Annotated in this window: 11 protein-coding genes; 6 read left to right on the forward strand and 5 right to left on the reverse strand. The window is 44.5% G+C overall.

Features of this window, described 5'->3' with window-relative positions; all coding sequences use genetic code 11:
* The first annotated feature begins 198 nt into the window (after nt 1–198).
* The 5 genes from AB1797_10550 to truA all read left to right on the forward strand — a co-directional run bounded on the left by AB1797_10550 (nt 199) and on the right by truA (nt 3,982).
* Entirely contained in the window at nt 199–453 is a 255-nt protein-coding gene (locus AB1797_10550) for a hypothetical protein (protein ID MEW5768041.1), read from the forward strand.
* A complete protein-coding gene (locus AB1797_10555; protein ID MEW5768042.1) occupies nt 450–1,796 on the forward strand; it encodes a tetratricopeptide repeat protein in 1,347 nt (448 codons plus the stop codon). The genes AB1797_10550 and AB1797_10555 overlap by 4 nt, the downstream gene beginning before the upstream one ends.
* Nucleotides 1,797–2,096: 300 nt before the next feature.
* Nucleotides 2,097–2,366, forward strand: a complete 270-nt coding sequence (locus AB1797_10560; GenBank protein MEW5768043.1) for a hypothetical protein — start codon at nt 2,097–2,099, stop codon at nt 2,364–2,366.
* A 304-nt stretch (nt 2,367–2,670) separates the two neighbouring features.
* A complete protein-coding gene (locus tag AB1797_10565) occupies nt 2,671–3,165 on the forward strand; it encodes an HIT domain-containing protein (GenBank protein MEW5768044.1) in 495 nt (164 codons plus the stop codon).
* Nucleotides 3,137–3,982 carry a tRNA pseudouridine(38-40) synthase TruA gene (gene truA / locus AB1797_10570; GenBank protein MEW5768045.1) on the forward strand — a complete coding sequence of 282 codons (846 nt, stop codon included), beginning with the start codon at nt 3,137–3,139 and terminating at the stop codon, nt 3,980–3,982. The genes AB1797_10565 and truA overlap by 29 nt, the downstream gene beginning before the upstream one ends.
* A gap of 28 nt (nt 3,983–4,010) precedes the next feature.
* Here the strand turns inward: truA and hypB are convergent, their stop codons facing one another.
* Nucleotides 4,011–4,673 carry a hydrogenase nickel incorporation protein HypB gene (gene hypB, locus AB1797_10575; GenBank protein ID MEW5768046.1) on the reverse strand — a complete coding sequence of 221 codons (663 nt, stop codon included), beginning with the start codon at nt 4,671–4,673 and terminating at the stop codon, nt 4,011–4,013.
* Nucleotides 4,670–5,023, reverse strand: a complete 354-nt coding sequence (gene hypA / locus AB1797_10580) for a hydrogenase maturation nickel metallochaperone HypA (GenBank protein MEW5768047.1) — start codon at nt 5,021–5,023, stop codon at nt 4,670–4,672. Before hypA ends, hypB begins: the two co-directional genes overlap by 4 nt.
* 791 nt (nt 5,024–5,814) lie before the next feature.
* Here hypA and AB1797_10585 point away from each other — a divergent pair.
* On the forward strand, nt 5,815–6,741 hold the full coding sequence (locus tag AB1797_10585) for an RluA family pseudouridine synthase (protein ID MEW5768048.1): 927 nt from the start codon (nt 5,815–5,817) through the stop codon (nt 6,739–6,741).
* 172 nt (nt 6,742–6,913) lie between these two features.
* On the opposite strand, the gene AB1797_10590 is transcribed toward AB1797_10585, so the two are convergent.
* From AB1797_10590 to AB1797_10600, 3 genes are all read right to left on the reverse strand, one after another.
* Nucleotides 6,914–7,924: a radical SAM protein gene (locus AB1797_10590; protein ID MEW5768049.1), complete on the reverse strand. Its 1,011-nt coding sequence runs from the start codon at nt 7,922–7,924 to the stop codon at nt 6,914–6,916.
* 71 nt (nt 7,925–7,995) lie between these two features.
* Nucleotides 7,996–8,727: a ComF family protein gene (locus tag AB1797_10595; protein ID MEW5768050.1), complete on the reverse strand. Its 732-nt coding sequence runs from the start codon at nt 8,725–8,727 to the stop codon at nt 7,996–7,998.
* Nucleotides 8,728–8,730: 3 nt separating this feature from the next.
* On the reverse strand, nt 8,731–8,832 hold the full coding sequence (locus tag AB1797_10600; GenBank protein ID MEW5768051.1) for an AURKAIP1/COX24 domain-containing protein: 102 nt from the start codon (nt 8,830–8,832) through the stop codon (nt 8,731–8,733).
* Nucleotides 8,833–9,156 lie beyond the last annotated feature (324 nt).

Consider the following 9,156-nt stretch of genomic DNA (forward strand, 5'->3'; position numbering starts at 1 on the left):
GCTGTGCCCCTACAAGGCAGTATGCCACGCCTTTACTTCCCTTCTGTCCCCAATTTGCTACTACACTCCAATTTCCGACTCCCCATCTTGAAATACCTCTTTGAACTCATATGGCTGAGTAGTTACGAGGTTATACAATTAAGTGGTGGGTTAATGGTAGAATTAGTCCGTCTAATTCATGGAGCAGTTAATTACGCTTTGAGTGAGAAAAAACCAGTTATTGATGTAGATAGCGTCCAAAGGATGGCTAATGAGATATGTAATGATTATAGAGCCTTATTGCGAAAAGAACATTATGAAATCCTCAAGCGGATTAAAGAAGATAAGGATAAAAGAATTATAAATGAAGAAATAGTCCAGGAACTACTCCACAACTTGAGCTTATTAGAATATCGTAATGATGAAACCTGGGGGAATCTTCATCCTATTATAAGACCACTGGTTGATTTTTGAGTGAATATATGCAAGTAAACCTATTTGAAGATGAGATTAATCGATTAGCTACTATATTGAACAATTCCAGGATAGGCTGTATTATATTTAGTCTTTATAATACTGTTGCTGGCCGAGATGGGATTATTAATAGACTTAAAGATAAACTCAAACTTCCAATAGTAGAATTCTCCTTAACTTCTACACAAAAAAACCCACTAAAATTACTTGAACAGCTTGAACCTACTAATAATTTGGTAGTATCTATCTATGATATAGAACAAGCATTCCCTGAAGTTTTGGGATATATCAATTATCAACGAGAAGGTTTCTTTAAGTATAATTATGGGTTTCTCTTTTGGATAACTGAGTATGCTCGAGATGAAATTGCAAATAAGGCAGCAGATTTTTGGTCAAGGCGAAGCGGAGTATTTGATTTTAGAGTTAAAGATTATAAACAGATTTTAGAACTACGACAACGCCTTAGTGAAGAACCTATATCTTATCAAAATAAAGATGATTTGCTAAAAAAACTAAACATCTATAAGAATCTGTTAGAGGAGTATAAAACAGATAAGGAGATAGATGAGAAGAATATCGCTAAACTTATCTCTAAAATGGGACAAATTTACTACCTACTTGGTGATTATGATTCTGCATTAAAGCAATATCAAAAAGCATTGGAGATAATTGAAAGAATAGGAGATATTGCGCAGGTAGCAAAAAGCTTACATCAAATTGGGATGGTTTATCATCAAAGAGGTGATTATGATTCTGCATTAAAGCAATATCAAAAGGCATTGGAGATAGATGAAAGAATAGGAGATATTGCTGGTGTAGCAGGAAGCTTACATAATATTGGGATGATTTATCATCAAAGAGGTGATTATGATTCTGCAATAAAGCATTATCAAAAGGCATTGGAGATAGCTGAAAGGATAGGAGATATTGCTGGTGTAGCAAAAAGCTTACATAATATTGGGGCAATTTATCATCAAAGAGGTGATTATGATTCTGCAATAAAGCATTATCAAAAAGCATTGGAGATAACTGAAAGGATAGGAGATATTGCTGGTGTAGCAAAAAGCTTACATAATATTGGGGCAATTTATCATCAAAGAGGTGATTATGATTCTGCATTAAAGCAATATCAAAAGGCATTGGAGATAGCTGAAAGGATAGGAGATGTTGTGCAGGTAGCAAGGAGTCTTGGACAGATAGGGGTATTGTATTTTGATAAAAGTGATTATAAGAGGGCATTAGAGTTTTCCACTCAAGCATATTCAATCTTTGAGAAGATAGGTTCTCCTGATGTCCGTATTGCCAAAGGGTATATTCAAAGAATCAAGGAATTGTATCATTGAAATTTTTGAAACACTCTCAAAACTATACTTTTGCACTTTTTGTCATTCCTGCGCAAGCAGGAATCCAGAAGTCTTGATATTACTGGATTCCCGCTTTCGCGGGAATGACGAGAGGTTATTGTAAGGTATTTCTATTTCAAGTAGTTAGAAAAAAAGTGCAAAAGTATAGAAGATAAGAAGGTTACTCCTTTATTCTTAAGAGGACACAATTTCGCTACAGATGACCAGGGTGCAGATGGTACTTATGACCTTCGACTTGTAAGACTCCGTAGCCGTTATATCAAAGTAGATTGGCACTTCGTGAACGAATGCTTAAATACCGGTGATTTTCAAATATTGGATGCCTATCTAAAATTTGGTGTAGCCCATAATGGATTGGTAATTATTGAAGGAGTAACTGAGAAATGGGGGATAAGGGATTTAGAGAGATTTTGTAATAATGAGCGCCGGGTAAGTTTTGGGCAAGGTTTCCTCTTTGGGAAAGCAAAACCTATAGAAGAGATAGCCTTAGAGATACCAGAAGAAGCAAGAAGATTATTGGAGGCTGTCTGGAAAGCCCAAACAATTTGAAAAGATGAGAATCCCAGCAAAAGAATTGGTAGTGTAACTTTTTTTACTTTTAGCATTTTTGTAACTATTCAGCCACGGATTAACGCAGATTAGCACGGATAAAATAATTAAAAAGCAACAAAAAAGAAGTGGGCTTACTTATCAATTTGGGAAAAGAAGGAGTTGAATTTAAACGACTTATATATTAAAGGAATCCGTGTTTCATCCGTGTAAATCCGTGACTAAATAGTTACAAATTGACAAGCGAAGACAATAAAACTTAAAAAACGACGAAACTATAGTATAATTTAACCAGCATAATATTATGAGAAACAACCTCTTTGTTCCATCCAAGTTAGAATATGTTCGCGGACAGAGGCCAAAGGTGGCGTGTATTCTCTGTGCCGTGGCCGATAACGATGAGCGGGTAGAGCGGCTTGTTGTTTACAGAGAAGCGGGTTTCATTGTCTCTCTTAATCTATATCCTTACAGTCCAGGCCATCTAATGATTTTCCCTGAAAGGCATGTTCTTGATATAAGGGAGCTTAATGATGAGGAGGGGACACGGCTACATCAGTTGACCAAACTAAGCCTTGATATCTTAGAACGGATTTATCAGCCTTATGGTTTCAATCTTGGTTACAATATAGGCCGGCCATCAGGGGCAAGTCTGGAACATCTCCATCTTCATATTGTTCCCAGGTATGGCAATGAAGTTGGTTTCCTGGACGTCATAAACGGGGCCAGAGTAATTGTTGAAGATCCTCTGAAAACAAGGGAAAAGCTTAAAGATGCCTTTCAAAACCCAGCGGTCACGTAACATCAAGCTTACCTTAGAATACGATGGAACCGGTTACCATGGCTGGCAAATTCAACCGGACTTACCTACCGTTAGCGGCGTTCTGGAAATAGCTTTGGAGGGCTTAATCGGTTCCAAAACCCGGGTAATAGGCGCCAGCCGAACAGATGCCGGGGCGCATGCCTTAGGACAGATAGCTAATTTTAAGACTGAACACCCCTCGATACCGACAGATAAGTTCCCAAGAGCGCTAAACAGCCTACTGCCCAAAGACGTGGTTGTTACCGGGTCCGAAGAGGTGCCTCCGGATTTTCACGCTCGATTTTCGGCCGTTGATCGAACCTACCAATATCTTATCCTCAATCGTCCCTTTCCTTCGGCCTTACAGAAAAGGTATAGCCATTGGGTGCCTCAACCACTTAATCCGGAACAAATGAGAGAAGTAGCCAGGTTCCTCATCGGACGCCACGATTTTACCTCATTTTCTTCTTCAGATAAAGACCTTAACAACCCTTATCGAAGAATAAAAGAACTGCGGATTACAGATTCCGGCTGGCAGACCGCCGGCACCACATCCAGGCTGGAAAGTCAGGGCTGCCCTTATTCCCCAGGGGGATTCCCTCTATTTCAAGCTGATGGTCTTATTCGAATTCATATCAGGGCGGATGCCTTCCTGCCTAATATGATTCGGGCCATAGTGGGGACTTTGATTGAGGTTGGACAGGGTAAACGATCGACTTATGAAGTAGAAGATATTTTGGCCGCCCGAGACCGCACTCTGGCCGGACCAACTGTTCCTGCCTGTGGGCTTTATTTGATAAAAGTAGATTACGTGTAACGGCCTATATTGAACTTCAGCCTTCAGCCTATCCACCTGAGTAGTGGCTATTCTTGCAGCGCTGCACCAGCCATCGTCCCCACTCTTCTATTCCTTCCCCGGTGCGGCAGGAGATGAGGAAAAAGGGGATATCCTTACGAAGTATCTCCAGACCTCGGTGGAAGTAATCGAGGTCAAAGTCAAAGTAAGGCAGCAGGTCCACCTTGTTCAACAGCACGGCATCGGCGCCAGTAAATATACCAGGGTATTTGTAAGGCTTATCGTGTCCTTCCGGCACACTGGAAACCACCACCGAGAAATGCGTTCCCAGCCGAAAGTTGGCCGGGCAAACGAGATTACCCACGTTCTCAATGAAGATAAGGTTCAACCCCTTCAGAGGAAACTGTTCCAGGGCGGAACGCACCATTGGCGCGTCCAGGTGGCATGCCCCGCCGGTATTGACCTGCACCACCGGTATCCCCGCGAAGGCAATGCGGTCGGCATCAATCGTCGAGGCTACGTCTCCCTCAATGACCCCTACTTTTAGCTCCGAGAGATGGGAGACGCTAGCTAAAATCAGGCTGGTCTTCCCAGCCCCTGGTGAGGCCATAAGGTTGAGGGCGCTTACTCCCGCCGCCTCAAACTGCCTTTGGTTCTCAAGGGCAATCTGATCATTGGCCTTCAAGATCCGTTGAACCACAGGAACTTTCATATTTCCTCCACTTCAATGCTCTCCACGTAGAATTCCTGCCCGCCGGTCGCCTGGAAGCAGATACCCCCGCAGTGGGGACACGCGGTAGGCAAAATTTCCTCCTTCCAGATGAAGTTCTGCTTACAGTCCGAGCAGGAGCAGGTGACCGGGATGCGGCGTATCTGGAGGACAGCGCCTTCAGCGGGAGTTCCCTGGCTAATGAGGTCGAAATAGAACTGGATGGAATCACTCACATAGCCGGAGAAGACCCCCAGGGCCAGGTTAATCCCGGTGATGCGGGAGGCTCTGGCTTGCTTCGCCGCTTCCAGCGTCGTGGCGAGAATTCCCTCGGTGATAGGTAACTCGTGCATGCTTTAAGAGCCTATCCCAAAACTTCCGCAGCGCCTTGTCGAGGATGCGAAGCGTCCTCGACAACAGGGGGTTAGACACCAGGCGTCGGCCAGACTCCTGGGGTCTGGGTTTGGGGATAGGCACTAAGGTCAATGGTAATTGTTTAGTAATGAGCTGTCAGCCTTCGTTCCTCAGCTTTGGCAGCCAGGTCAACGGCCATCACTCATAATTATGTTGTATAATAATCCATTTAATCTGTCAAGAGAAATTGTAAGTGTTCAGCCACAAAGACACGAAGACACAAAGATTAAAGAATTATTTCTTAATAGCTCAACAGAGCAGTAGCCCAGTAGTTAAAGACTTTTCTGAAAGTTCCAGAACTGGCACTCTATTGCTCTACTGCATACTTTTAAATTAAGTAACATACTATACTTTTGTGCTTTTTTGTAACTACTTGAAATACAAATACTTTGCAATAACCTCTCGTCATTCCCGCCAAAGCGGGAATCCAGTAATATCAAGGCTTCTGGATTCCTGCTTGCGCAGGAATGACAAAAAGTGCGAAAGTATAGTAGATATTAAAATTGATTAAAAAACCAGCCTCCTTTTTACCACAAAGACACAAAGAGACTAAATTCATCAATAATTTCCCCTTCGTGTCTTCGTGCCTTGGTGGCTGAACGGTTGCGGGAAATTATCTACGAAGGCCACCAGGCTTGAATAATATTGACAAACATCCTCAGGTGTGCTATGTAGAGTAGTATAGCTTTCAAGCCAAGGTGGCTCGTCGTCGAAAGGTAATTGTACCCTGATGAATAAACCATCCACCATCCGCCATATTCCCGCTCAATGGGTTAATCAAAGATTGGATCACTTTCTGAAGGAGCATTTTGATTTCTCCCGCGCCTATATCCAGCAACTGATCCGGGCCGGCCATATCAGAGTGGGGACTCAAAAGGTCAAGTCCAGCTACCATCTTAAGGCCGGGGATAAGATTGTCTGCCACTTTCCCCCTCCCCCTGAAGATTTCAAACTCCAGCCCGAACCTATCCCTTTAGATATTCTCTATGAAGACGAAGATGTTATCGTGGTCAACAAACCGGCCGGCATGGTGGTTCACCCGGCCACTTCAGTCAGGTCAGGGACCCTGGTCAATGCCCTGCTCCATCACTGTGGCCGGCTTTCTGAAGTGGGCATCTCGGCGGATAGACCAGGCATTGTGCACCGGCTGGATAAAGATACCTCCGGTGTCCTGGTGGTGGCTAAAACCAATGAGGCCTATTGGGACCTGGTAAATCAGTTTGCCTCCCGGACCATCAACCGGGTTTACCTGGCGTTAGTTCATGGAATAGTCAGGGAAGAGGAAGGCGAGATAGATATGCCTATCGGACATCATATCAGGGACAGGAAGAAAATGGGTGTGGCCACCAGGCGAGGTAAAGAGGCCATAACCAGATTCAAAGTCAGGGGGCGGTTCTCTGATTTTACCCTCCTTGAGATTAAGCTGGGTACGGGCCGGACCCACCAGATCAGGGTCCATTTAAGTTACATCCACCATCCGGTGGTAGGCGATGCTACTTACGGCCCTAAAAGGAAACAACTCAGTCTCAAGAGACAGGCCCTTCACGCCAGGTCTCTGGGGTTTGTTCATCCTAAGACTAAAGAATATATGGAGTTTGTCACCCCGCTGCCTCAAGATATGGCGGATCTTGTAAGTGTTCAGCCACAAGGACACTAAGACACAAAGATTAAAGAATTATTTCTTAATAGCTCAACAGAGCAGTAACCCAGGAGTTAAAGACTTTTCTGAAAGTTCCAGAACGGCTGCTCTATTGCTCTACTGCTCTTTAAGACACATACTTTTTCGTGTCTTCGTGCCTTGGTGGCTGAACGGTCACCGGATTTTTTATTCAGGGATAGGGATAAAAATGCCTCTCCCGACAGTTGGCACAGAGAGGGATCCTGGAGTAATCACCAGATAGATCGGCTTCCAGGATCTCTTGACGTCTTGAACCTTCCCAAACGCCCATAATTCCTTCTTTGTCTACATTCCCAAAGATAGATTTACCCAAAAGGTCCCGGCAGCAAAGGACCACATCTCCGTTCCAGTAGATGTCTAAGGCGTGCCTTAACCGCCCGCAGGGCCTTTTCTGCTTAGTTTCAAACCCCAGGGTATCCACATACTTGATGTAAGGAAGCTGGTCTATCTCCTGACCGTCAATCACCATCGGAAGGTAAGCGCTTCTATCTTTGACCTGACCGGCCCAGGTATCAAAATATTGAATCCTGATCGTGTCTCCGTGCGCCACATCTAATCGGGCCCGCCACTTCCTGATAAAATCCGGTATTTCAGCCACCGTCTCTTTCATCTTGATAATCTGCAGCTCAATATGGGTCCCGGCCACAAGCTCCTGCCTCACCTTAAGAAGGCCCTGGACATTCTTGATAACCTGATCAAATTTGGCCCCGATTCTTAGCGACTCGTAAGTCTCTTTATTTACCCCATCCAGGGAGATGGTAAGCCGGTCAATTCCTGATCCCAGCAACTGACGGGCCTTTTCTTCCGTCAGAAGAGTGGCATTGGTGGAAAGGCCAACAAAATCGAGCCCAGCCTCTTTGGCATATTTGATCATTTGAGGGAGCTCAGGGTGAAGGAGGGGCTCGCCAGAGAGATAAAGAAGAAAAGACCTGGTTCCAATCCTGATGGCCTCATCGCATATCTTCTGGTAGATGGCCATCTTCATATAACCTACCGGCCGCGGCATTCTTCTTCCCGGACACATGACACAGTGGAGGTTGCAGTCATTGGTAACTTCGATATTGATATGGGCAGGGCCTTTCGATTTTGGATGGCGGATTATTCCGATTTCGGATTCCGCACCCATTTCGTAGGTACCCGCTATTTCGGATTGTTTGCCCATTTAACCTCTGACTTCTAAGCTCTCCAAGCCGCGACCGTTAGGGAGCGACCACCAAGGTTTTGGGATAGGCCCTAAACCGGCCGGGCCAGGGCCAGGCAGTAGACTTTAGCTGCTCCAGCTTCCAGTAATGCCCGGCTGCACTCATTCATAGTCGCCCCAGTCGTAAAGACATCATCAATTAAAAGAAGGGAACGGCCTTCTATTTCTTCCCGACGTCTTACCTTAAAAGCCCCTTTAAGATTGGTCAATCTTTGCTCTTTGGTCAGTTCAATCTGAGGAATAGTGAACCGTGTTCTAAGAAGATTTCCTGTTAAAAGAGGCAGATTCAGGTTGAGACTTACTATCTTAGACAGAAGCTCAGCCTGGTTAAATCCGCGGGACCTAAGCCGTCTCCGATGAAGAGGCACAGGCAGGATAAAATCAACCTTAAGCTCAGGCCAATATTGATCCGGGTATTCCGCCATGAGTCCCCCCAGGAGTCGAGCCAGAGCTTCTTTTTGACCAAATTTAAACAGGTGAATGGTTTTCCTTAAAATCCCCTCATAGATGCCTACCGCCCGGGCCTGGTGAAAACACCTTTTCCCTTCCCTGCATCCCCGACAAAGAGGGGCAGAGATTCCTTCAAAGGAGGGAGCGAGTGGAAGTCCACATCGCTCACACCACGGAGGATGAATCAATTGAATCTCTGCCCAACATTTAGGACAAACCGCCTCTTTTTCTTCCTCCTTCAAAAAGCGGCCGCAGATCAAGCAAACCGAAGGGAAAAGGAAGTCGACTATCAGTCGAAAAAGGTTTTTGAACACCTTCTATTTCCCTAACCGCCGACGTTGTATCTTGGTCCGTTTTCGTAATTTTTTATACTTATGCTTCCTGATCTTTTTTCTTCTCTTTTTAACTACACTGGACATAAATTAAGCCTCCTCTTAGCGCGGCAAAGCCCCAACCAATAATCAGGTAATCGGTAATCAGTGGCTGCACTGCCTATTGACTACCGATCACCTTTTTGCCATGATTCTCGCGGACAACGCCAATGTTGCGGCGTAATACTATATTGTCACAATATACCTTATTACCTCAAAAAAGTCAAGCCCTATATTTCACAAATCTGGGACGGTTCATAACCGTCCAATTTTCTGTGAAACCTTGCGGTTAGTTCATTATCGGCTATAGCATCATCATACCATTTTTTTCTACAAAACTACTTTTCTCGTCTTAACTTCCCCGCAAATATC

The organism is bacterium (assembly GCA_040753085.1).
GTDB lineage: Bacteria > UBA9089 > JASEGY01 > JASEGY01 > JASEGY01 > JASEGY01.